The organism is Paraglaciecola mesophila (assembly GCF_009906955.1).
Classification (GTDB): Bacteria; Pseudomonadota; Gammaproteobacteria; order Enterobacterales; family Alteromonadaceae; genus Paraglaciecola; species Paraglaciecola mesophila_A.
In genome coordinates this window covers 4791601-4815861 of sequence record NZ_CP047656.1, presented here as the reverse complement: position 1 = coordinate 4815861, position 24261 = coordinate 4791601, and the positions used below count along the sequence as shown (strand labels likewise).

The following is a 24261-nucleotide window of genomic DNA, read 5'->3' as shown; positions in this document are numbered from 1 at the left end:
ATTTAAGCGCCTTGATTAAGTCCTTTTAAATTTTCGCTGAGTGGTTAATTATTTAATGGAATTGGTATAAGCAAGTCAGCGAATACTGGCTTAAAAAACATGTTACATATACAGGAGAGCTTTAATCACTGCTGTATTTCGCTAATTTGAACTATTGGCTGTGTATTGGTGAAATTAACCAAATCTGCCAAAATTTCCCCTTGATGAGGCCCAAACGCCTGCTGGAATGATTCCACCGATTCAAATACTAAATGCCCCATCGCGATGTAAGCTGCGGCCTGACCGGGCACGCCACTCGCTACCCCTAAATCAGCATGCGCTGACACAAGTGCCTCACCGACCAACACAGCCACCAGCGGCAGGTGCGTAGCACGGTAATAATCCATATCAAAGGTGGCGTCTTCACTGTTTGGGTATAACACACTGACTTTAATCATTAAAATTGTCCTATTTAGGTAATATGAGTATTGGTGCATTTACCAGAGCGAGCGGCCTACACATCAACATGAACGATTGTTCAAGTATGTATTAAGCTCGCTGTCAGTGCCAGCACTTTATTGCTGCATTTATGTTTAGTCTGGGATGTGGATAAAACCCAGCACGACATTGGCGAGGGGATAGCTACGTTGTTTCCTAGGCCCTTAGTGCTTTATCAGCGCTAGGCGGTTTACATTGCGCGGCAGTTTATCGCTGCCATACGGCCTATATTCACCGTTAAGTCATCCCCTTTACCGCGAATGCTGTTCGGCCCGTTGGAGTAAGAAAACCCTGATGCTGTGGGCTGTTGCACGAGCTCAATGTCTTGGTTGTTACGGGTCATGACAGCGCGTTCACTGTCCTTGTAAAAACGGACGGTAACAGGTTCATTGCGCTCACATTCGAAGATCACTTGGGTGTATCGCTGCCCCTTATCGGCTTGCTCAGGGGAGGAATCTTGTTCGATAGTAGGCGGGCTACATGCCTGCAGGCTGAACAGAGTAAATAGAAAAGCGTACGTGTGTTTCATCTAAACAACTCCTTGGTTCTAACGACCGCCACACATAATTTCAACTAAAGCCTTTCGGCAACTTCTTGTGCAGCACGTACTCCAGATACTATCGCAGACTCCATACCCGAGTACATAAACTCGGTATGCTCACCGGCAAAATGTAACCTGCCTTCGATACTGGCCATATGGGGTACTAATGTTTGTACTTGACCCGGGGCGAATTGAATATATGCCCCCTTTGAGAAGCGCTCGTTAGCCCAAGATTGATGATGAACAACGTCAGTTTTACCCTTAAGGTCAGGATAATATTTCTCTAATGCGCGCTTAACGGTGTTAACGGCTTCGCTGGGGCTAAGCATGTCTAACGCTTTCGCTTGTTGACCGTTTATCCAACTGGTTAGGTAGCACAATTGACCAGCATCATTGAGTTGACTAAACACTCTACCTAAAGCGTTGTCGGTCCATAAATTCGTCGCTTCTAACATAGAAGCATCTACTTGCTTCTTAACGGCAAAATGCACTTGGGTCACGGGTGTATATAGCGCCTTATCGATCGCTTGACGTTTCTGTGGGCTTATATCGCCTTGAATTGACACCTCTTTTAGTGCAGAAAACGGGCTGGTGACAATGCAGCGCTTAGCAATATACTGACTGCCATCTTCACAGCGCACCGCCACCTTATCATGACTTTGGTTAATGTGAGTCACGACCTTTTCAGTGTGTAATTCTCCTGTGAGTTCATCTCCTAAAGCCTGTGTAAAACGACTGTTTCCCCCTTCAATTTTTTGTGCCCCTCTTCCCCCGATACGAGCGAGACTCAATCGGTAAAATGCATCTGCAGCGGACAAGTCTTTTAAGCTCAACGCATTAATATTGGCATCCATTAAGCGCAGCGCTTGTGTTGAGATGTTTTGCTGGGAAAAATATGCGTCTAACGATATATCTAATGGCGCGTATTTTTCTGATGTCCAGTCCCAAGGCAGAGCATATTCTGGGCCTTTGCTTAACATCTGATAATATAAACGCGAAGGCAGCGTATTTTTTTCAGACGTTGCTAGCAAATTTTGTGGGTGAGTTGGCCATTCCTCGGCGCTAATACGTTGTCCGTTTATTACAAAGGCGTTTTGTTCAGCATATCGCCCCAACGACACAAGCGGTAAGCCAAGTTGCTGAGCGTAGGTGCGCATTAATCCGTATCCCTGACCGATTTGCAGTCCACCGGCCTCAACGTCCATACCGGTTGAATTGAGCGTGAGGATCCTTCCCCCTACCCGCTCGCGCGCTTCAAGCAGTAACACTTTAAGCCCCTGCGCTTTTAAGTAGCGGGCACTGGTTAAGCCAGCTAAACCGGCACCGATAACGATGACATCCGCGCGACTGTTACCACTAGCCCACAATGGCATGCTAATTCCACCAGCCCCCAACAGCAGTGAACTGGTAGCAAAACCTTTGATGATTTGCCTACGTTGCATCATTTACCTCTGATATAAACAACCTTGAATACTCGCCAATAAAAAAGCGAGCCAACGGCCCGCTACCTTTTTAGTTCAAGGAGCACCCTAAAATTTATATGAAGCCGTAATACCCACTTCTCGTCCTCTGCTCGGTGCGACAGGGAAAGCGCGCGAGCCAAAGGCAAAGCTTTGTACATCAACATATCTAAATACATAGGTTGGGGTATCGTTATCCGTAACGTTATTTACCCAAGCTGTTAAGCGTACGTTATCCAATTGCACCCCAGCTTTTAAATTGAGTAACTTACGCGAACCCGTTTCAATCAAGTTGTGCACATGGGCATAACGGCTCGAATCATATGAAAAATCCATACGACTAAAGACTTCTAAACCTTCTTTGATTTGCGTGGAATAGCTCAGTGCTAATGTGGCTTCATTCTTTGGTACTTGAGGTGGTGAATTGCCTTTAAGATCACCAAACTCACGTAAGTTATCCCCAACACAGAAGCTTGATGCCCCGCCCGGTGCAAAAAAGCGGCATTGGTTACTATCAAACAATTCTTCAAACTGGGCATCGGTGCGTGATAACCCAAATTCCAAGCTAAAATTCTCATTGATAAGCCAAGTACCTTCAATCTCAAGGCCCTTGATTTCCGTCGAGCCGGCATTAGATGTATATGAAACTGGCGGGCCTTCGACTTCATCAAAGCTATCGGTTAGCTGCTGTTTGGTCCAATCCATGGTGTAAGCGGCAGCTGACACGTACAAGCTTCCATCGAACAAGGTTGATTTCACCCCAAGTTCATACATCACCATGTCTTCTTCGTCTATAACGACCAAATCATTGGGCAGCAAGGTACTTGTATTGAATCCACCTGGGCTATTGCCTTCAGAGCGCGTTAAGTACATTAGCGTGTCGTCACTCACATCATATTCAGCGATAAAACGTGTCGTGGTGCTATCAAATTCGTTACTGACGTTAGCAAATTCCGCGTTTTGAATTAACTCATCATAAGCCTCAGTATTGACTTCGTCACTGGAGCGACGGATCTCAGCGGATAAACGAAAATCATCAGTAAACTCGTAGGTAGCCATTGCCATTAATGCTTGGTTTTCTAGTTCTTCGGCAAAGCTATCCACTGCATTTGGTTCGGCTTCTGAATGCCATAAGTATGCGCCCACCGACCAATACAAACGGTCATCAAAGGCACTAGAGCTGAAGCGTAATTCATGACTGTACTCATCTGTGCCTGATGTATCCAAGGTGTACCATGCATCTGCTGGTGCTAAGTATGGGCCACCACTGAAAAAACCAAAGCTAAAGGATTCTTCGTAGCCATTGTAAGTTTGATCTAAACCGGTTTCCCCATCTCGCGAGTTCCAACCACTGATCCATGAAAGGGTACCAAAATCGAAATGGTGGTTAATTTTAAAGCTAATATGCTCACTGGTCACCCGTAAACCATAATCATCATTATCGAGGAAACCGCCACCACCGATACTAATAGGCTGATTTCTGAGTGCTTCACCACAATAGTACGGCCGAGTGTCCAAAAAGCAGTTGTTTTCATCCGCTCCTTGAAATCCGAAAGGCTGCGCTTCGTCATCATTTTCGTTGTAAATGTAGTTAAGCGAAATATCAGTGTTCTTACTGGGAGTAAAATAGAAACCTAACATACCTGATTTAGTTTTTTCGCCACCCACATCTGGGCCGTCTTCCTTGGTGTTTTCCCAATCACCATCATAACTATCTGCTGAAATAGAGGCGCGAAAGGCAAACATGTCTGATAGCTTGCTTGATACCCCAGCGGCTAATTTCTGGTTCCCGTTTTGCCCTAATGTGAGGTTAACGTACCCTGATAACTCGTCACTGGGACGGCTGGTGATAAAGTTAATTGCCCCAGAAAAAGTACGACGGCCATACTGAGCACTTTGTGGACCTTTGACAATTTCTACTCGCTCAATCAAATCCAGCGGTAAACTTTGAATAGAGCCTCCAAAATATACACCATCAATAAAGTACGAGGCTTTTTGAGAGCCAAAGCCTGGGATCCATGACACGCCACGGATAACAGGAATATCAGATTGACGTCCGAATGTGCGCTCCATCGACATGCCCACTGCACTCACTGCGATATCGTTGATATTCCTCAAACCTGCTTCTTCGATATCGTCCGCGCTAAAGGTCGTCACAGAAATAGGGATTTTATTTAATGTTTCTTTACGATAACGAGACGTAACTTCAATTTGCTCAATCACGTCTTGATCGAATACCGTTTCTGTATCGGGTGCGTTTTCTTGAGCCATGGCTCCAAGCGGCATACTCACAAGCGGAGCCATTATGGCTAGCTTGCTCATTTGCGCGATTTTACTGCGACTAAAATGCATGTTCATGGGTGGTCCTCTAACTTTATTGTAATAATTTGGCGTTATACGCAACCCGAAAACGACAATGTCTTCAGTTGGCAGATATCACTCTAGCCAAATTTGCACGGACAAATTCGTTGAAAAAATCCACTATTGACATTTATCAATCAATTTCGTTTGACAAATGTCAAAGTTGACCACTGTTACAAAAAAGTGATAAGAACGTGATCTTTGGTATGCGTTGAGCGTAGATAACTCATTGACCGTCATGCAAAAAAAAGGCGGTGCATAAATTGCCCCGCCTCGTTCACATTGCGCCTAAACGACGCGCTTAAAAGCTGAAATGGGGCCGGATTTGTTTGATTTTTACACCCGCTTGCATCCATCGTAAATTCATACCCGTTGTTGGGTTGCTACGGTCGCTCCAAATATAAGTAATGGTTTTGCCAGTGGCGTCATCAATCAGACCAAACTTAAAAATTGGGTCAGAGGTATTCTGATAGGTTAATAACGCCAGTTGAATCGAGTAGCCCGTTTTTTCGCCTGTTTTCGCATCTTGCAAAGCAACAATTTGCCCTTCGTTGTGCAGTAACAAGTCACGATTGAAAATCCATCTGGCATCTTCCGAGGCCTCTTTTCCACCTACTCGAGCGCCGCCCCAGCCAGTAAAGTAAGTCACTTTACGATTTTTATGGGGAATACCCGCTTTGTTGCCGAAAACATAATTGCCATCTTCATCCGCGGCCTTATCCGCGATCCAAATTTCGTTGTCCGTTAGACGCAAGGTATCGTTAAAAAAGATTTTTTTACCGCTACGTTTAGACACAATACTACAGGTGTTATTCCCCATGGTGCCGTCAAAGTACTCACCGTTAAATCGCCAGTACACTTCACACCCCGGATACGTGACAATTTCATCTCGGGTTAATTTATCATAAAGCTCAGGGTGTAGATGCGCATCAGCATACTTAGCTTCGTCCTTGAAACGAAAGATATTGAGCTGTAAGGCACCCTTTTCTTCGTTGGGTAAAAATTGGTACAAGCGTTGACGATACACCTTACTCGGATCACCATCCATGTATTGCTTTACGAAGTATGTGGTGCCTTCAAGTGCAGGCGTTGCCAAAGGCGCAAAAACATGATGTATATGCTCATGTACCTGTAAGTCAGGCTCTTTTTCCTTATTGATATTGTCTTGCCAGTGCTGTTCGTGATTATCAAACTCAGCAGCGAACCATTGGTGAAAAAGAGATTCCTGGATAGTGTCTTTGGCTTGTACCTGAGCGTTAGTCGTTGAGGCCCTGTCTTGACTGGCACAACCAGCTAAAATAGCTGCCGCCCACAATACAGTGATGATTTGTTTCATAACTTTCCCTACTTGGTTAAATAAACGCATTTTCATTGCGCATATGGGTAATGTCTTGCTCGCTATACCCAAGCTCAGCTAACACGGCTTGGGTATCTTGACTAAATGCGGGCAAGCCAAGGTTCGGCTGAGCCGGTTCTCGGCGATACTTAACGGGTACGCCTAGATGCAAGTTGCCCTGCTCATCTGTGAGCAACATATCGCGTTGTAGCAAATGTTCATCACGAATAGCCTCATTCAAACTACGAACTGGAGACCAGCAAACATCAATATTCGCTAGAAATTCCTCCCAATAATCCAGCGGCTTCTCTAAAAACCTTGTTTCTAAAAAGGCCTTTACCGGCGCTTGCCCGGCACCGGGTGGAAGCCGACACAGGCTAATTAAATCTTCTCGGCCTAATGCGGTCAGAAGATTGCTAGCAAATTTAAGCTCGCTGCCGCCTAGGGTAAAATATCTGTCATCTGCGGTTTGATAAATGTTGTACATCGCTGCACCGCCCCAGCTACGTTCTTCTTTAGGTTCTGGTGAGCGGTTTTCAGCAAATGGCGGGCCCATCACATTGGCATACCAAGCAACCAAAGAATCCTGCATAGATATATCAAGGTAGTCACCTTTCCCTGTTTGCTGACAACGCAACAGTGCCATCAACACCCCAGAAAAAGCCATTAAACTGCCGGCCATATCAGCCACGGGCATTCCAGGCTGTGCTGGCTTGGCATCCTGTCCTTGATTAATTTGCACGGCGCCAGAATCTGCTTGAATACTCAGGTCGTGGGCAGGATTCAATCGTTTAGGTCCGGTTTGTCCGTAGGCCGAAATAGAACAGTAAACTAACTTAGGATTAATCTTTGCTATGGTATCGAAGTCAATTCCTAGCCGCTCAACTACCCCAGGTCTAAAGGCTTCAACTAATACATCGACGGTTTCACACAATTTATAAAACGCTTCTTTTCCTTTTGTACTTTTTAAATTTAAATTTATGCTTTTTTTCCCTCGAAATACGTTTCTAAACCAAACAGATTGGCCGTTTTGTTTTAAACCGATTTCTCGCACCGGCTCACCTGTCGGCGGTTCAAGGCTTAACACCTCAGCGCCATGATCGGCCATCATCATGGTAAAATGAGGTCCGGGCAAAAAGAGTGATAAATCCAATACGCGAAGACCTTTTAATTTCACCTTGTTATACTCCTAAGAATGACAAATGAACTACACGACTTTGTTTTGGCTAAGGCGGCTTATTTCCTGCTCGCTGTAACCCAGCTCTTCAAGTATGCTCTGGGTATCAGTGCCCATGGCTACTGCGGCTTTGCCAGTTAGGCGTTGGCCGTCGAGCTTAATCGGATTCGCTAAGATTTCCATGTCTTGGTTGTGGGGATGGGGAACGGAATGCACCATGCCAATATCGCGAATGTATTGGTTATTTAAGGCTTGAGGAACGTCATAGACTGGTGCACATGGAATGCGCCCCTTCAATATTTCAAGCCAATGTGCGGTAGAGTGTGCTGATAAAACGCGATCGATTTCTGCGGTCAGAACATCACGATTTTCACGCCGCGACGCCACATGCGCAAAACGGGGTTCTTTCAACACGTCGTCATCAAGAATATCAACCAGCACATCCCAGAATTTGTCTGTCATGGCCATTAAAAATACAAAGCTATCTTGGGTTTTATAAAGCTGACACGGCACGGTAGCTGGGTGCGCTGAACGCGCTACGCGCTGCACCACGTGCTGCTCATTTAAATACCAGGTCGCTGGGTAAGACAATTGATGCAAAGCCACATCAAATAATGAAACATCTACGTCTCTTCCCTGACCTGTTCGATGGGCACCCAGTATGCCCGCAATCAAACCTAAAGATGCCACTGCGCCAGTCATGAAATCGACCATGGACACGCCAAATCGCGTGGGCGCTTGATCAGGCTCACCTGTAAGTGACATCAAGCCAGCTTCGGCCTGCATTAAGTAATCATAACCCGGCCAACTAGCGCGGTCATTATCCCGCCCATAGGCAGATAAATGTCCACACACAATTTTAGGGTTTACCTGCTTTAACTGTTCATAAGTAATACCCAATTTTTGCGGTTGGTCGCCGCGTAAATTGTTGGTCACTGCATCGGCTGTTTTTACCAACTCTTCGAAAACTTTGCGTCCTTCCGCCGATTTTAAATTCAGAGTCAGGCTTTTTTTGTTTACATTAAAAGTCTGGTAGAAATAGCTGTCATTTTCACCGATAAAAAATGGCCCCGTTTGGCGAGACACGTCTCCCCCTATGGCCGGGTTCTCGATTTTTATCACCTCTGCGCCTAAATCAGCCAAATACATAGAGCCGTATGGGCCCGCACCGTATTGTTCAACTGCGATGATCCTTACACCATCAAGAGGGAGTTGTGTCATGCTTTTGTCCTGTTATCGTACGTCAAGTAAGCACGAAAGTGAGCGGTAGCTCACCATGTGCCATCGAGGATCAGTTAAATTTTATGTTTATCAATTAATTGCTTAGCGATAATAATGCGTTGCATTTCATTGGTACCTTCACCAATACACATCAGCATGGCATCTCGGTAGTAACGCTCAATGTCGTACTCCACTGAGTAGCTATAGCCGCCAAAAATACGCATGGCTTCATTGGCACAAAACACCCCAGCTTCTGAGCCAAAATATTTCGCCATGCCTGCTTCCATATCACAGCGCTCATTGGCGTCGTATTTTGTTGCGGCTTGCTCAATTAGCAACCGAGCGGCTTCCACTTGGGTAGCCATTTCGCCTAACTTGAGCTGAATAGCTTGGTGCTGACAAATGGCTTTTCCAAAGGTTTCACGCTCTTGAGCGTAACGCACTGCCAACTCTGTTGCTCCTTGAGCAATACCGGCGCCACGCGCAGCGACATTGATCCGCCCTAACTCCAAACCGCCAATGGCATGTTTGAAACCCGAGCCTTCTTTTTCACCGACTAAATTTGCCGCAGGAACACGTACATTTTCAAATACCACTTCACAGGTATCAATTGCTCGATATCCCAGTTTGGTCATTTTTGAAACGGTGATCCCGGGTTTAAAATTACCGTCAGCGTCTTTGGTCTCTACAATGAACATACTGGTGCCCTTGTGAGCAGGCACTGCATCAAGATCGGTTTTTACCAACACTGCTAATGAATTCCCATTGAGAGAATTAGTGATCCAGGTTTTTGCCCCATTGATGATGTACTCATCACCGTCTTTCACTGCGGTGGTGCGGATGGCTTGTAAATCAGTCCCTGCGTTAGGTTCAGTTAGTGCCACGCCCCCACGCAGTTCGCCGGTGGCCATGCGTGGTAAAAACCGCTCTTTTTGCGCTTGCGTGCCGCAACGTTCTATGGCCGAGGCTTGAATCAAATGCGAATTGAAAATCCCACTTGGGGCCATCCAGGCAGAGGCCACCTTCATGACGATCTTGGCATAGATGGAAGCGGGTAAACCTAGGCCACCAAATTCTTGACCTATGGTGGCACCAAATAGCCCCAATACTTTCATTTGCTCAGCAAGCGCATGGGGATATTTATCTTGTTGATCATGCTCTTTGGCGATGGGTCGAACATCGTTTTCAACCCATTTTTCGATCATGTCTATGATCCCTAATTCATCTTCTTTTGACCATGCGTCAGACATAGCAAACCTCTACTGATTATCTAGCGATTAATAATTAACTTTTTCTTCGACTGAGTGACCTTGTTTGGCGATAAGCATTTTGCGCACAAAGCTACACACTTGTTTGCCGTCTTGGTTAAAGCCCAGTGTTTCTACTGTCACAATTCCCGCGCCAGGACGTGATTTAGACTCTCGCTTATCAATCACTTTTGATTCTGCGTATAAGGTGTCATCTTCAAACAGTGGGTAGGTCATTTTGATGTCTTCCCAGCCTAAATTGGCAATCGCTTTCTGGCTAACATCGGTAACGCTCATTCCGACCATTAACGCGACGGTGAAAGGTGAACACACAATGCATTTACCAAATTCACTGGCTTTAGCGTACTCATCATCAAAGTGCATTGGGTGTGTATTCATGGTGAGCAAGGTAAACCACGTATTGTCAGTCTTGGTTATCGTGCGCCCAGGACGATGCTCATACACGTCACCTACGGTAAACTCTTCGAAGCATCTGCCGAAGGTTTCGCGATAACGGTTTTCACCCACTTTTTTTACATTCTGTACCATAGGTCATTCTCTCTTAGTTATGGATTTGACGACGTGTTACTCACTAACGCCAGTATGCGTTGACAGGCTAAAATTATCGGCCGGTCAACCATTTTATTGTTTACCACCACTACCCCTGCATCCGGTCCCTCTACAGCAGCCATGACTTGCTCTGCATAAGCGATTTGCTCTGCAGTGGGCATAAATGTCTGGTGAATAACTGGAATTTGACAAGGATGAATAGCGGCTTTACCACTGAAACCAAGGGCTTTGATCTTGTAGGTTTCGTCTACCAGCCCAGCTTCATTTTTAATATCCACAAACGGTACGTCGATAAGACCAACATTGGCTTTGGCCGCAGCAAACACCAATTGACTGCGAACAAACAACAAAGGCTGGTAGCTAAAATCACACCTAAGCTCACTCGCCATATCGGCACCACCAAACATGATGTGTTTGACCTGCTTACTGGCGCTGGCTATTTGGTAGGCGTTTTCAACCCCTTTTAACGTTTCAATGAGCGGTAAAAAGCGTGTGCTTGTGTTGCCGATAACACGCTGCGCATGCAATACATCTTCTGCTGATTCGCATTTAGCTAGCATCACCACTTCAGGTGCTAACGGCGCATTGGCAAACGCCTGTAGATCTTTCTCTCCCGCGTCACTGCCTACAGGGTTAATGCGCACGCAAAGCGATTGCGTTTGATGTACACACTTTAAAACTGCATCACGTGCTGAATCTTTGTCATTCGGTAGCACAGCATCTTCTAAATCAATGCAAACCAAATCAGCACCAGCCCCTAAGGCTTTTTCAAAGCGTTCAGGGCGTGAGCCAGGCACAAAAAGCAAAGAGCGTAAAATGGTGTTCACTAGGCCACTCCATCACACTTGTTAGGTGTATAGCCTGATGCTGGTACTTGCTCTTGGAAGGTTTCTGCTATTTGTTGACGGGTGGCAAACCACACACCTGGTTTTTCACTGACATACTTCAGGAACGCCTCAAAAGCACCAATACGACCAGGTCGCCCAATAATGCGCAAATGCAAGCCTAAACTCATCATTCTGGGCTGCTCTGCTCCCTCTGCGTATAACACGTCAAACGTATCAATGGCGTATTTCAGCCACGCATCTGGTGTTAACGAAGGCGCTACCCACATTTTCATATCATTTGAATCCAATGCGTATGGCACGATGACCATGGGCTCATCTGAACCTTGCACCGCATCCCAAAAGGGCGCATCGGCGCTGTAATCATCCATGTGATACAAGAAGCCTTCTTCTTGTAAAATACGGCGCGTGTTTTCAGTCAGTAGGTAGCGTGATAACCAGCCTAACGGTCGCTTACCTGTGGTCTTTTCAATACTGGTAACAGCATCTTTTATAAACTGCCGTTCTTCGTTTTCATTCATACGGAACTGAAACACCCAGCGATAACCGTGAGAACAGGTTTCATCATTTCTGCGGCGAATTGCTTCGGCAATTTGTGGTGCTCGCTCTAAACTTAATGCCGCTGCCGTCCACGTTGCCGGCACCTGATATTTATCGAGTAACTTGATGATCCGCGGCGCGCCTTCCGTGATCCCGTATTGATAATTTGACTCGTTACCGTAATTACGCATCGGCTTTTTAAGGTGAACTTGCAATTCATCCACCGGCTCCATGCCCTTATCGCCTTCTTTAATGCTGTACTCTGAGCCCTCTTCAACGTTCACCACTATGGACATGGCGAGTCGTTTGTCTTTTGGCCATTTATAATCTGACATTAAATTGCTCTCTCATCTTCTTGTATGTTTTTTCAAGGACATTTCTGATTTACAGGCGCTTTCACCACTAGTGATATTCTTCACCGCCGGATACGTTCATGCACTCACCCGTGATGTAACTGGCTTGCTCGGAACACAAGAACGCGCAGGCTTTGGCGATGTCTTCTTGCAACCCTGGTCGGCCTAGAGGAATGCGCTCGCGCATGTCTTGCATATACTGTTCGTGGCCTTTGCCTGTCACTTCTGAAAAGTGGGCGTTTTGCCATGCCCCTAAACCCGTTGTGACATGGTTTGGACAAATTTCATTCACGTTGATCTTGTGACTGCCTAGCTCAATCGCCGCTACGCGGGTCAAGCCGTTCATGCCATGTTTTGACGTGGTGTAAGCAGAAGCATGTCCAAAGGCTGACTTGGACGCTTGAGAGCCAATATTGATAATTTTGCCGCCTTTACCTTGCTTTACCATTTGCGCTGCGGCGTACTTCACCCCAAGAAACGCACCTCGTAGATTAACCCCAAGCACTGCGTCCCACTCATCTACCTGCATATCAAGAATGGACTTCATTAAGTAGCCGATTCCTGCGTTATTCACCCAGATATCAAGGGAACCGTAGGTTTGTACTGCAAAGTCGACTGTGTCTTGCACGTCCTTTTCGTTTAAAACGTTACACACAAACGCACTTGCTTCACCGCCTGCTTGCTTAATTTCAGCCACAATCTGATTCATTTCATCACTGTGGCCTATCGCACTGTCAGGCGTGTGTTCACTAACAGATTTACCTATGTCAGTGATCACCACTTTGCAGCCTTCAGCAGCCAGTCGCTTAGCCATGGCTTCACCAAGACCCGCTTGACGGCCAGCCCCAGTAATAACCGCTACTTTGCCTTTTAATTCAGGATATTGAGACATAGCGTCACCTACAGTTTTGATGTCATGATAAAGATAGGGTTATCCGCGAACTGCTGAAACTCGCTGGCGACTTTCTGCATAGTCGCTGTTGCGACATCTTGGCCGAATTGCTCCATGTCGTTAATTTTGAGAATTTCGATATATTGATACGGCGGCGTTGCCTCACTCATCAATACACCTTCTGCTTTTAGCACTTCGAATGAATCAACCGACGCGAGGCCGCCTGCGGTAGGAATATCGGTTTGTATGGCCCATTGACGATAAACACTTTCATCAACACCGGCTTGCAAATTGAATAATACGACTATGGTGGTCATTGGTTGCCTCGAGCAAAATAATTTGTACGGACAAATTTAGTTTGTGTCAGAAGGCAAGTCAATCATTGCTGAAATTAGCTCTGGAGTATTTGACAAAAAGCAATTGGGCGCATAAAGCGATACCCATTAAAGTGCTTTCACACTCGCTCTCCCATAAATAGCGACGCAATCTGAGCCAATCAACACAGATAATTTTATAGAGACACCCATGCTAAAATCGGTCAATTTTCAGAACTAAACTTGATGCGGATTCCTACTTAATGACGCGACTGTTATGCCCCAGTTACGAAAAAGCCAAATCAACTTAATAGATATGCCTTATTTCATTCACAACATCCATGTCGTTCACTTCTTCGAAGCAAGCTAAAATTGTGCAAATTATATTTCCGATCATTTTGTCACTGTGTGCCTTTCTGTGTACACCGGTCTTCTTTATACACGGTACTAAACAACTTATTGGGCTGAACAATTTTATAGAGACACCCATGCTAAAATCGGTCAATTTTCAGAACTAAACTTGATGCGGATTCCTACTTAATGACGCGACTGTTATGCCCCAGTTACGAAAAAGCCAAATCAACTTAATAGATATGCCTTATTTCATTCACAACATCCATGTCGTTCACTTCTTCGAAGCAAGCTAAAATTGTGCAAATTATATTTCCGATCATTTTGTCACTGTGTGCCTTTCTGTGTACACCGGTCTTCTTTATACACGGTACTAAACAACTTATTGGGCTGAACTACGGGCATTGTCGTGACTAGGTGGAAGAGCATTTACCGTTTTATCGACCGTGTTTGCCATCGATAGCGCGGCTAGCGTATTTTAAAACAGCTCTCGCTGGCCCGAAGGGCGTTGAAGTAGCCCTATGGGGCTCTTTGTGTGGATAAAACCTTGGCTGATAATTGGGACACTGAATCGGTACTTACGCGCTAACGCTGATGTGGATTGAACTGGCATTTTGACTCCCCTTGTTACTACCGGTGATTTCTCAACTTAAATTTATGGCTTAGTAAGGGGTATTCCAGTGGCGCGATAAGGGTGCTTTTTCGTGCGGTTTTACTTGTTGTTTAGATTTGGCATGCTAATTCGGCAAATGATAAAAAATAATCTTTCCTAAGTGTGCCTATAAAAAGGCATTTTTGTTATATTCCCTAGATTGTGCACTGTAATTTTAAATTTTTCGGATGGCGTATTAATTCATGTCAACATCTCTTCTACATCCAAGACATTGGGCGAGCTGGTTTGCAGTACTTATTCTTCGGATTATTGCCTTACTTCCCTTTAAAGTAAAAATGTTAGCAGGCACTGCATTTGGCAAAATCGGCTATCGATTTTTCAAACGTCGTCGCCATATCACCGCCACCAATATTGCACTGTGTTTTCCTGAAAAATCGAAAGCGGAACAAGAACAATTGGTCAAAGATATTTTTGTGGCCAATGGCATTGGTTTCTTTGAAATTGCTTGGGCGTGGTGGGCTAAGCCCGAGTCGTTACGCAAGCGCTTTAGCGTAGAAGGCTTAAAGGTATTACAAGCTGCGACGACCAATAATCAAGGCGTATTGCTCATTGGCGGTCACTATACCCACTTGGACCTAGCAGGCATGATGGTTAATTTAGTGGCCGACATGGACGTTATCTACCGTAAAAATAATGATCCGGTTTTTGAATACGTGATCACCGAAGGCAGAAAACGTGTTTTTAAAAACGTATTTGAGCGCTCTGATATGCGCGCTATTATTCGCTCCCTGCGCGAGGGTCGCGTGGTGTGGTTCTCACCGGATCAAGATCACGGCATAAAGAACTCTGTATTCGCGCCATTTTTTGGTATACCTGCCACGACTGTCACATCAGCCAGTAAATTAATGCGCTTAGGCAAGGCCAAACCGGTCTTCGTCGCCCATAAACGTGACCTTGAAACCAATCAATATAAAATCACCTTTGCTATTCCAGAGGCTGAATTTCCAAGTGGTGATGATGTGCAAGACGCCACCATTATCAACCAAATGATTGAGAGCGCGATTCGTGAACAACCTGATCAGTACATGTGGGTTCATCGCCGCTTTAAAACTCGCCCACCAGGGGAGCCTTCTGTTTATTAGTCGATTGATTTTTACACGCGGAGTAAGCGATGCCCACAAGCGCTTCGCTTGTACAGTTGCTTTTTAGTTAGCGTTAGAAAGTATCGCCCTTTTGACCCAGTTCAAAACCCTATTTTAGCAGAGTGTAATACAGGTATTCCCATGCCAATTGCACACTGTACAAAGGCGGATACGAATAGTCTTCAACCTCCGCGACCATGTACTGTGGCGGGTCAAATTCAGTGTGGTTAAACAGCGCTGCCCAATCGATTTTCCCGCTTGCGCCTAGTTCTTTGTCGTCTTTGATATGCCAACTTAAAAATCGCTTCGGGTATTTTGTGAAATACGCTTGAGGTGATACTCCGGCAACATGCATCCAATAAATGTCAGCTTGAAAAGAAACATAGTTAGGCTCAGTGTTTTCTAATAAATAATCATAGATAAGCACGTCTTCGACACGCATAAATTCATCAGCATGATTATGAAACGCAAAGCTTATACCCTGCTCTTTGCATAATTTTCCAATGGCATTGTAATACTCAGCATAACGCTGCAGCTGCGCCAAGTTTTGGATTGAACTCAGTTGATTATTAGAGGTAGTTAAGTATTTCACTCCCGCTTGTGCGTGATCGCGTATCGTTTTTGACCACCAATCCATGGCTGCCTGCCAGTCATCAGAAGCAGGCAGATCATAAAAGGTCATCGACCCTAAAAACTGCATACCACTGTCTTGCACCACTTGGCGAAATTTTACCGGCGACATGCCATAAAACGTTCCTTGGTCATATACAAATGTTTCTACAAATCGATAGCCCATTCTGCCCAGCTCTCCCAGTGTCTTAACGGGGTCATGTAGCATATCTTGGTGAACTGAAACCAATTGAATACCGATATTTTTATCCTTTGGGTTAGCTTTGATATACCGCGTTTCCCAGGTGTTTTTACCCGCTTTATCAAAGCCTTTCAGTAGCACTTTGGTTGGACTTTGAAAGTCAAATTCCACGGACAAATAAAAATCTCCTAACATATCGCGATCGCGCATTTTCCAATGATTATCTGTTAAGAATCCCCCTTCCCCTTTAAAAATAACACCGTCTTGGTTTTGTCCTAAGGCGATAATTTGTTCTGTCTTGGAGTCGTAACCAATAAGCTCCGTGAGCACTGTCTGGTATTGCCCCTGTTGGTATTGAAGCACTTCTACTTGAATGGATTGCCCATCCATGGTTGATGTGTTGTTCATTTTAATGGCAGGCAACGCAGCGACCTTGTCAGTCTTTGCATGCTCGCTACTTACCCAATGGCCAACATATTGATGTAAACGAGCGGCTTGCGAGCCAAGTAATTCTTGCGCACTCAACTGAGAAATAAAAAGGACGAGCATTACAAGCGTTGCGGTTACTTTCATATTGATTGCCTAATATTACATAATCTGAATTCATCCCAGCGGCCTTGGTGTATCTGCACATTTGCTTTTTGAACCACCACGCTGAGTGCCATCGCTCCACTAGCAGGACGCGTTAACCGTGTTTTACCGATCTACGGCACATGTTAGCTGGCACTAGATTATCTTGAGTATTATGATTTTTTAATTTACGGGGATGTTTGTACTTAAAAACCTGAGTTAAGAATGTCTCACCTTTGCTCACGCACCGCACTGACTGAACAGCAATCTTGATTAAAGCGCCGCGATGCAATACTTTAGCGCGCACATCATTTAGCAAAAGAGTCTTCCGTGTTTTATTTAGTAACGGTCACCGTTTTATGGGCATTTTCGTTTTCTTTAATAGGCGAGTATTTGGCTGGCAGCGTAGATAGCTACTTTGCTGTTCTTACCCGAGTGTTACTCGCATCTTTGTTATTTTTACCGTTTCTAAAAGTGTCACTGCTAACTCCCAAACAAAAGCTCGCCCTAGGGGTATTAGGAGCCCTGCAACTGGGCATGATGTACATATTTTTCTATCACTCATTTCTTTATCTGTCAGTTCCTGAAGTGCTGTTATTTACCATTTTCACTCCGCTGTATGTGACTATGCTTAACGATGCGCTTTTTAAACGCTTCACTCCTTTTCATATGATGTGTGCGCTCATCGCCACTGCCGGCGCGGCAATCATTCGTTTTGAAGGTGTCAGCGAGCACTTCTGGGCAGGCTTTTGTATTGTCCAAGGGGCTAATCTTTGTTTTGCTCTGGGTCAGGTGGGCTATCGGAAACTGGCCACTACATTTCAACCTGAGGTGACAAATCACAATATATTCGCTTGGTTCTATTTGGGCGCGCTGGCTGTGGCCTTACCTGCATTCTTTCTTTTCGGAAATACCAATCAATTACCGCAAACTCCAACACAATGGGGGGTGCTTTTCTGGCTAGGCGTGGTGGCATCTGGGCTGGGGTATTATTTTTGGAATCAAGGGGCCCTTAAGGTATCGGCTGGCACCTTAGCCATAATGAATAATGCACTTATTCCCGCAGGGCTTATTGTTAACCTGCTATTGTGGCAAAAAGACACTGATTTTAGCCGCCTTGTATTTGGTGCTGCCATTATTGCAATTGCATTGTGGTTATCGCAAAAGCGCAGTGCAATGGATCGGGGAATAGAAAATAATCTGTAGTGCGATGCTGGTTAAGCACAGCAAGAAGCGTGTTCCTAGCCTGTTTATACAGGTCGATAAAGGCTGTTCATTTGGTAGTCTTTTCTTGGTCCGTTTACCTGCCATGTTGACTGCCAACATGGCCAATCATCAAACCTATACGTCACCACGTAATGATCGTCGCCACACAAGTGTTTTGCAGTGGGCTCAACTGCACTAAAGGTATGAAAATAGCGATTATCATCAAATAACACGTCAATTTTCCCATCTGTTCCCTGTTGCCATAAATAGGCGCGTTCAGCGTGTAACGTTCGACCGTCAGATGCCGTCACCACCCCTGATTCGTGGTATAACAAATGAGAACCCGACGGCGTAAAATTCGCCGTTCCCTTAAATAGAAACGCTTCACCACTACTTTGCAAGATCTGCCTACTTAGCTGCCATGCCCCCACAAAACTTTGCAGGCAGCACGGATGTGCTTCTGTAGCTACCGCAGTAGGAGCGCAGGCTGAGTTGTTGTTTCTATTTTTCATCGCTAATCCTTACCACTCTACCCAAGTGAATCTACCTAAGCGAATTTACTCATGTAAATTTTCCCAAGCATGTATCACGCCCCATAGATTATCTCTGCTTGTTACCAGAGATAGCTGATCGTAAGCGATAACTGCTCTGAACGTCCTGGTGTACCTGGAATTTCCTCGAACGATTCATCCCAAAGGTTATCGGCTGCAAGGATCACATTTAATCCTTCAAACTGCGGTGGTAAATAAGTCAGGGTAATATGCGTGAAAAAAGCCGTATCGCCTCCCTGTCGCAGTACATTCTCTTCTTGCTTGCGCCATTCATTGTCTACTTTGATTTCAAACGAATCCCCTGGATACCAAATCATCCCCAAGGTAAAACGATGAGGAGGGTAATTTAATGCATAGAAGCTCGCATCTATATTCTCATCTCGATAGTTTTCAGATTTATCCAGAAAGGCATAGCTTGTCACTAAATCGACTGCATCTAAACGTGCAATCGCAATAAATTCCACACCTAAGGTTTCAATGTCTACCGGATTTGCCACCCGCGCGGATGTGGAGTCAAAGCTGTACGTCCAATCGGTGAGCTCGTTATCCCAGCGGTAGAACACGGCAGAGTCTACTCGCCATGTTGCTTCATCGAAAGACATACCCAACTCAAGATTTTTGCTAGTTTCTCGTTGAAGGGCATCATTGCTTCTAAAGAGTCCACTTGAGGTACTGCCACCAATGGCTGTATACCCTGCTACTTGAGTAGCTTCTGAATACGACAAGTTGACCGTATGCACCGAATTATCAGGGTTTAATTTTTGCCAAACAATATCGCTTATTAATGAAAGCTGCGAATCATCTCGGTTAGTATCGTCATATGCCGCCCCAACACGAAACGTTAACTGCTCACGATCGCTAAAGGCCACTGTATACTCAGGTACCATACTTACCTTGTAGTAATCTCGCGAGGTAAAATTGTTTTCAAGACTCGTCGATTCAATCTCATCCGCCGAGAGCTGAACAGCGTAGTTAAGCGCGAGTGTGTCAGATAGCTCATGGCGACCCGAAGCAGCAATGGCTTTGACCTTAGTTTCGTGAAACGCTTGAAAGCTATCTGGGTTTTCCCGTGAAAACACATAATGATCGTTATGCTTTCGATAGTAAGCTGACACTTCAAAATTGCTATTTTGTGCATATTGCTGCTGATGATTAACCATCAACAAACGAGTTTGTAAGTCCTCTGTTTCATTGACATTAAAGGGGGTATACAGGTTAGGCCAACCAAAGAACTTTTCTTGATAACCGAAAAACACATCAGTTTGCGACGTATCACCTAATAATTGCACACGCCCTGATGCCCGTTCGAAATTGTGATCCCCATTTTCGATACTGCCATCGCTTTGGGAGCGCGAGTATTCACCTTCAACACCTACTTTCCACTGTGAAGCATCATCAAGCGCCCAAGAAGCGGCGTTGTGTATCCTTTGCATATTAAAGTCATTATTGCCAACACCGACTGACACACTACCTGCTGTTTGAATGGGTCGCCATTGATATGCTACCGACCCCACAGAGCTATTCGTACCGTAAAGTGAGTTATCAACGCCAGTTAAGATAGCGGGGGCACTTAGCATTTCCGGCGCAATCGGTATTTCTGCCACGTAATGCCCCGATTGCGGATCAATAAGAGTAGCACTGCCTACGCTAAAGCCTGTGTTTTCAAATATTCCACCACGGATCGTCACATCCGCCTGAGCTTCAGCCATATTCCTAGATTGAAGGTCGACTCGGGGATCGTATTCTAAATTTGAAATCGGGGTTGTAAAGGTACCAACAGGTGATTCATTCGCTGTTGCCGCGCCTTCAATGGTAATTTTTTCTACCTGCCCTACCCTATTCTTTTCACCGTCGTTGTGCACATCTTTATCGCTCTTATTTGCAACCACGTGACCAACATTCACGGTTTGTAAACCAGCACTGTAAGCAGAGAGAGAAATACTAGAGCCGATACATACGGCGATAATCGTTACAGGGCGAATCATTGTTTATCCTTGTTGCGTGTTTTTGTGTGTTTTTTTAAAGCGCGTGTTTTGTTTTGCAACGAGCTAACAAAACGGCATAGCCTGCGTACCCAGCGACGGGCTTTATACTTGGTTAAATCATTTATTGACAGTCAGATATCGATCAGGTGTGCGCGTTAACCCAATATAAAACGGGCGAGGATTGTATACGATTCAGTGATACCTAGAAAGGTGAGGCAACGAAAGAATGCACAGTAAGATGCCTGTGAACACAAAAGCGAATTTTATCTAAAAGCATACACAACGCGATGGGTAGCCAAGACTTCGATATATGCTCTGTGTCGTAGGCGTCTTTTGTACGTTTCCTTTGCTAAACACGCTAGAAAAGCGGTCGCACTCTTTCGCACCAAGTAGTGACGCAGGCTAAATTAGCCGTTGAATTGTTTCATTACCACTTTGTGAGTTCATCTTGCACGGTTTGCATGTCAGGATCATCTCGCTCAAGTTCCTCTTTATCCTGCTGCATAATACGCAGTACGCGAGCTAGATAAGCTTGGGTCTCAAGACTGCGCTTGGCGACCTCTTCTTTACTTGGTTGGTACTGATCAAGTTCGCCTTTTTCAATTACCCCTTTATCCACCAACATACATTCAAGGGATGATAAGCGCTCTTTGACTACTGATAACTCCATGGCCAATGTCATGGCAACTGATAGCGCCTGTTCAGTTTGTTTGTCTTGCAAAAAATAAGGTCGCTGACCTTTTGCTTTGCTGCCAGCTAGATTGATTTTTTCACTCTGTGTTAGGTGTTTTTTAACTTCACTCATGCTGCATTCTCTCTCATTTTTGCATGCTGTCCTTTCCATAGCCCTAGTGCGTTCCAAACAGGTGAACGACCATAGTCTTCCCCATCAGTTTTTGGCTTACCGAATATTTTTTCGTCTACTTTTGACACCACACCTACATCAAATAAATCGTTAGGATCAAATCCACATTCAGCAAAGACTTTTGGCAAGTCAAGCTCGTGCATAGGCCCCCAATAGGGCTCGTTGTTAAAGTACGTGTCCCAGTCACGAATAAATTGTTGGTATACATCCATGCCCGCATATTGCGGCTGTTCAAGATGCAAATTCAAGCCACCATCGGCTAATAACCTATGTATGGTTTTAAGAATTTTCGGTAACGATTGATGAGACAATTCATGCAGAAACATCGAGGTCGTGATCAAATCAAATGAACCATCATCAAATTGTCTAAGATCTTCCGCGTTAGCTTGTACAAATTGAATATTGTGCACGCCCAATGATTTCGCGCGTGCATGGGCATACCGTAAACTTGGGCGAGCCACGTCAACAGCAATCACCTCGGCATGAGGAAAGTGCTCAGCCAAAGGCACAGCATTGTGCCCCACAGTACAACCAATATCTAAAATACGCTTAGGTGCAAATTCAGGGTGTTGCGTCTTGAGCCAGTTTGCAATGCCTTGACCGCCACCGTCACTGAGCGCTCCCAATAAACCTGCGGTGGTCACAAATAAGCCCAAATCGTAACTTGCCGCCACGGTGACATCGTTCTCGAAATACTCTTGATAATAACAACCAGGTTGGCAATGAATGTCCACCGAACCCACATTAGGAGGAATGCTTATGCTGTTATCCAACTGAAGATTTACATCATCGACACAGGCTTTATCGACATTCTCTACTATGCCTTCAATTTGCCCCAGTACCTGAGAGCGCGCAGCTTGATGACGCATTTCCATGGTATTTCGGCGCAAGGCACTCCACACTTGAAAGTAACCATTGTTCAGCATGTGCATTCGTACTTCATGACGTGATGTGGGTTCTTGGCCAGTCTGAGCAATAATGGCCGGTTTTACCTGCTTATCATAAGCAGTCTTCACTCCTGGCAATATCTGGCTACTTAAATGTACATTTAAATGCGTTAAAAAATTTAATCGTGCAACTTCATCATGATTGCCGCTAGGAAATACGCCGTGCTTTGTTAACACATCCCAGCTTGGTAATGCGTTACTGCTCATTTTCGCCTCCAATGATCTCAAATTCAGTTAGTTCATAGTGGGTCTGCATGTAACCATCCACACCGGCTTTGAGTAATAAATAATCATCATCGGCCGTTACCCATAAATTATAAGGAGGATGCTCTTCCGGTAAGTTGCCTGCGGTATCCACTACTTGGAAATGCCGCGCGGTAAACTTGCCCGCCTGAACTTCAATCTCTTCCTCACCTAGGTACTGGATACCCAACCCATTCATTTTAAACAGTAGCGGCCCGGTTGCGCCACGATGATCAGGCGAGGTCAACATAATATCAGGGAAAAACGTTTTTCCTGGTCCTTGAGTTAAATCATACAGTTTCATCAGTATGCCATCACCTACAATCGGGTGAGACTGTAACCATTTGACTGACTGTTCAAGTTCAATTCGCTGGCTTATGCGCCCGTCTCTTTGGTTATGGGTTTCACACTCAGCATAGGAATCGGTAAAGCGGATCCAGCCGCTTCCTTCATATTTATCCCCAACGGATAAGCGTACACTGCAGTCAATTGGGCTGCAGTCTTGTCTCATGGACTGAACGACGTCACGCACCACATTTGGTTCATCATCAATTTCGCAGTGAGCGTGCATAACTTGCACCCCATCCGATTGATTCGTCAAGGTAAAGAACTCTCTTCCACGCGCTTGTCCAAATCGTTCAGGTTTTTTACTGGTGTATTGAATCGTTCCGCGAATCGTTCTGTGCTTCATGTTTGGTCTGCCTTAATTTTGCTTATTTGAAGGGCATATTTGTCTGCTTTTAAAAATAATTTAGTGATCACAACCAGCCATTTTGGGCGATGTCAATTTGTCACCAATTAGATTTGCAAGCTATGCTAAAACTGAGTTATAAATATAATTGTTATATCAATAGCACATTAACTTAAAGGTGCACTAAAAATTAATGCAATTCAAGGTTAAATTGTTGTCAATATCAGCCATAAAACCTATGACAATTATCAAAAATTTAAAGGTAATCCGATGCAAACGACCACTAAAACCGCAAAAGAAATATATAACGATGTAAAAAATAACCCTGCGCGAAAACGTTTCGGTTTTGGCAACAAAGCCGTATTGGTCAATATCGACCCGCAAAAGGCCTATACCTGTACCGACGAATTTGCCACGGCGTATGAAACAGATCCGCGCCAAATGGAGTATATCAACGAGATGTCGAAGACATTTCGCTCTTTAGGCTGGCCGGTTGTTTGGACGCACGTAGCCTATATGGAAAGTGCGGAAGATGCCGGTATATGGGGTACACGCACTGATACGCCAGACTCCTTGCAAAACATTAAATTTGACTCGCGACGTAGCGAATTCGACGATCGCCTCGAAATCGACTACGTCAAAGACGTGGTGTACTTAAAAAAAATGCCCTCAGCGTTTTTTGAAACACAATTACAGTCACTGCTGGTATGGCATCAAGTGGATACCGTGATATTAACTGGCGGTTCAACCTCGGGTTGCATTCGTGCCACAGCCGTCGATTCACTCTCTAGAGGCTACCGCACCATAGTGCCAGAAGAGTGCGTAGCGGATAAACATGAAAGCTATCACTATGCCAATTTAACTGACTTGTCATTAAAGTATGCCGACGTACTCACGTTGGCAGAAGTCAACCAATGGCTAACACAACAGCAAGGCAAGTAGCCAGTAACGA

The 24261-nt window shown here is 45.0% G+C and carries 23 protein-coding genes; 3 read left to right on the top strand and 20 right to left on the bottom strand.

Going from position 1 to position 24261, the window contains the following annotated elements; genetic code table 11:
• Window positions 1-125: 125 nt before the first annotated feature.
• The 14 genes from FX988_RS20685 to FX988_RS21845 form a co-directional block, all read right to left on the bottom strand.
• The gene (locus FX988_RS20685; RefSeq protein ID WP_160181950.1) at window positions 126-437 is read right to left on the bottom strand and encodes an EthD family reductase; all 312 of its coding nucleotides are present in this window, start codon (window positions 435-437) and stop codon (window positions 126-128) included.
• A 230-nt stretch (window positions 438-667) separates the two neighbouring features.
• Window positions 668-1006, bottom strand: a complete 339-nt coding sequence (locus tag FX988_RS20680) for an MliC family protein (protein WP_160181949.1) — start codon at window positions 1004-1006, stop codon at window positions 668-670.
• 44 nt (window positions 1007-1050) lie between these two features.
• Entirely contained in the window at window positions 1051-2463 is a 1413-nt protein-coding gene (locus FX988_RS20675; RefSeq protein ID WP_302849964.1) for a flavin monoamine oxidase family protein, read from the bottom strand.
• Window positions 2464-2547: 84 nt separating this feature from the next.
• Window positions 2548-4836 (bottom strand): TonB-dependent receptor, encoded by a 2289-nt coding sequence (locus FX988_RS20670; RefSeq protein WP_160181948.1) that lies wholly within the window; start codon window positions 4834-4836, stop codon window positions 2548-2550.
• A 304-nt stretch (window positions 4837-5140) separates the two neighbouring features.
• Window positions 5141-6175: a chromophore lyase CpcT/CpeT gene (locus tag FX988_RS20665; protein WP_160181947.1), complete on the bottom strand. Its 1035-nt coding sequence runs from the start codon at window positions 6173-6175 to the stop codon at window positions 5141-5143.
• 16 nt (window positions 6176-6191) lie between these two features.
• Complete coding sequence (locus FX988_RS20660; RefSeq protein ID WP_160181946.1) at window positions 6192-7352, bottom strand: CaiB/BaiF CoA transferase family protein; 1161 nt, start codon at window positions 7350-7352, stop codon at window positions 6192-6194.
• Between the two features lie 30 nt (window positions 7353-7382).
• Complete coding sequence (locus FX988_RS20655) at window positions 7383-8573, bottom strand: CaiB/BaiF CoA transferase family protein (RefSeq protein ID WP_160181945.1); 1191 nt, start codon at window positions 8571-8573, stop codon at window positions 7383-7385.
• Window positions 8574-8647: 74 nt separating this feature from the next.
• Window positions 8648-9823, bottom strand: a complete 1176-nt coding sequence (locus FX988_RS20650) for an acyl-CoA dehydrogenase family protein (protein WP_160181944.1) — start codon at window positions 9821-9823, stop codon at window positions 8648-8650.
• Window positions 9824-9850: 27 nt separating this feature from the next.
• Window positions 9851-10369, bottom strand: coding sequence for a MaoC family dehydratase (locus FX988_RS20645; protein ID WP_160181943.1), 519 nt, complete (start codon window positions 10367-10369; stop codon window positions 9851-9853).
• A 17-nt stretch (window positions 10370-10386) separates the two neighbouring features.
• Window positions 10387-11217, bottom strand: a complete 831-nt coding sequence (locus FX988_RS20640) for an HpcH/HpaI aldolase/citrate lyase family protein (protein ID WP_160181942.1) — start codon at window positions 11215-11217, stop codon at window positions 10387-10389.
• Window positions 11217-12110 (bottom strand): polysaccharide deacetylase family protein, encoded by an 894-nt coding sequence (locus FX988_RS20635; RefSeq protein ID WP_160181941.1) that lies wholly within the window; start codon window positions 12108-12110, stop codon window positions 11217-11219. The genes FX988_RS20640 and FX988_RS20635 overlap by 1 nt, the downstream gene beginning before the upstream one ends.
• A 67-nt stretch (window positions 12111-12177) precedes the next feature.
• Window positions 12178-13020 (bottom strand): SDR family NAD(P)-dependent oxidoreductase, encoded by an 843-nt coding sequence (locus tag FX988_RS20630; RefSeq protein WP_160181940.1) that lies wholly within the window; start codon window positions 13018-13020, stop codon window positions 12178-12180.
• Between the two features lie 8 nt (window positions 13021-13028).
• Window positions 13029-13337, bottom strand: coding sequence for an REDY-like protein HapK (locus tag FX988_RS20625; protein ID WP_160181939.1), 309 nt, complete (start codon window positions 13335-13337; stop codon window positions 13029-13031).
• A gap of 826 nt (window positions 13338-14163) precedes the next feature.
• Window positions 14164-14298, bottom strand: a complete 135-nt coding sequence (locus FX988_RS21845) for a hypothetical protein (protein ID WP_302849962.1) — start codon at window positions 14296-14298, stop codon at window positions 14164-14166.
• Between the two features lie 242 nt (window positions 14299-14540).
• Between FX988_RS21845 and lpxL the strand changes: the two genes are divergently transcribed.
• Window positions 14541-15440: an LpxL/LpxP family Kdo(2)-lipid IV(A) lauroyl/palmitoleoyl acyltransferase gene (gene lpxL, locus FX988_RS20620; protein WP_160181938.1), complete on the top strand. Its 900-nt coding sequence runs from the start codon at window positions 14541-14543 to the stop codon at window positions 15438-15440.
• Window positions 15441-15549: 109 nt separating this feature from the next.
• Here lpxL and FX988_RS20615 read toward each other — a convergent pair whose 3' ends face one another.
• Window positions 15550-16824, bottom strand: coding sequence for a sugar phosphate isomerase/epimerase family protein (locus FX988_RS20615; RefSeq protein WP_160181937.1), 1275 nt, complete (start codon window positions 16822-16824; stop codon window positions 15550-15552).
• Between the two features lie 327 nt (window positions 16825-17151).
• On the opposite strand from FX988_RS20615, the gene FX988_RS20610 reads away from it, so the two are divergent.
• Window positions 17152-18027 (top strand): DMT family transporter, encoded by an 876-nt coding sequence (locus FX988_RS20610; RefSeq protein WP_160181936.1) that lies wholly within the window; start codon window positions 17152-17154, stop codon window positions 18025-18027.
• Between the two features lie 44 nt (window positions 18028-18071).
• Here the strand turns inward: FX988_RS20610 and FX988_RS20605 are convergent, their stop codons facing one another.
• From FX988_RS20605 to FX988_RS20585, 5 genes are all read right to left on the bottom strand, one after another.
• Entirely contained in the window at window positions 18072-18539 is a 468-nt protein-coding gene (locus tag FX988_RS20605) for a DUF6314 family protein (RefSeq protein ID WP_160181935.1), read from the bottom strand.
• A gap of 101 nt (window positions 18540-18640) precedes the next feature.
• Window positions 18641-20563, bottom strand: a complete 1923-nt coding sequence (locus FX988_RS20600; RefSeq protein WP_160181934.1) for a TonB-dependent receptor plug domain-containing protein — start codon at window positions 20561-20563, stop codon at window positions 18641-18643.
• 427 nt (window positions 20564-20990) lie between these two features.
• A complete protein-coding gene (locus FX988_RS20595) occupies window positions 20991-21368 on the bottom strand; it encodes a hypothetical protein (RefSeq protein WP_160181933.1) in 378 nt (125 codons plus the stop codon).
• Window positions 21365-22582 carry a class I SAM-dependent methyltransferase gene (locus tag FX988_RS20590; protein ID WP_160181932.1) on the bottom strand — a complete coding sequence of 406 codons (1218 nt, stop codon included), beginning with the start codon at window positions 22580-22582 and terminating at the stop codon, window positions 21365-21367. Before FX988_RS20590 ends, FX988_RS20595 begins: the two co-directional genes overlap by 4 nt.
• Entirely contained in the window at window positions 22572-23309 is a 738-nt protein-coding gene (locus FX988_RS20585) for a DUF3108 domain-containing protein (protein WP_160181931.1), read from the bottom strand. Before FX988_RS20585 ends, FX988_RS20590 begins: the two co-directional genes overlap by 11 nt.
• Before the next feature lie 270 nt (window positions 23310-23579).
• Between FX988_RS20585 and FX988_RS20580 the strand changes: the two genes are divergently transcribed.
• On the top strand, window positions 23580-24251 hold the full coding sequence (locus FX988_RS20580; RefSeq protein ID WP_160181930.1) for an isochorismatase family protein: 672 nt from the start codon (window positions 23580-23582) through the stop codon (window positions 24249-24251).
• Window positions 24252-24261: the final 10 nt, after the last annotated feature.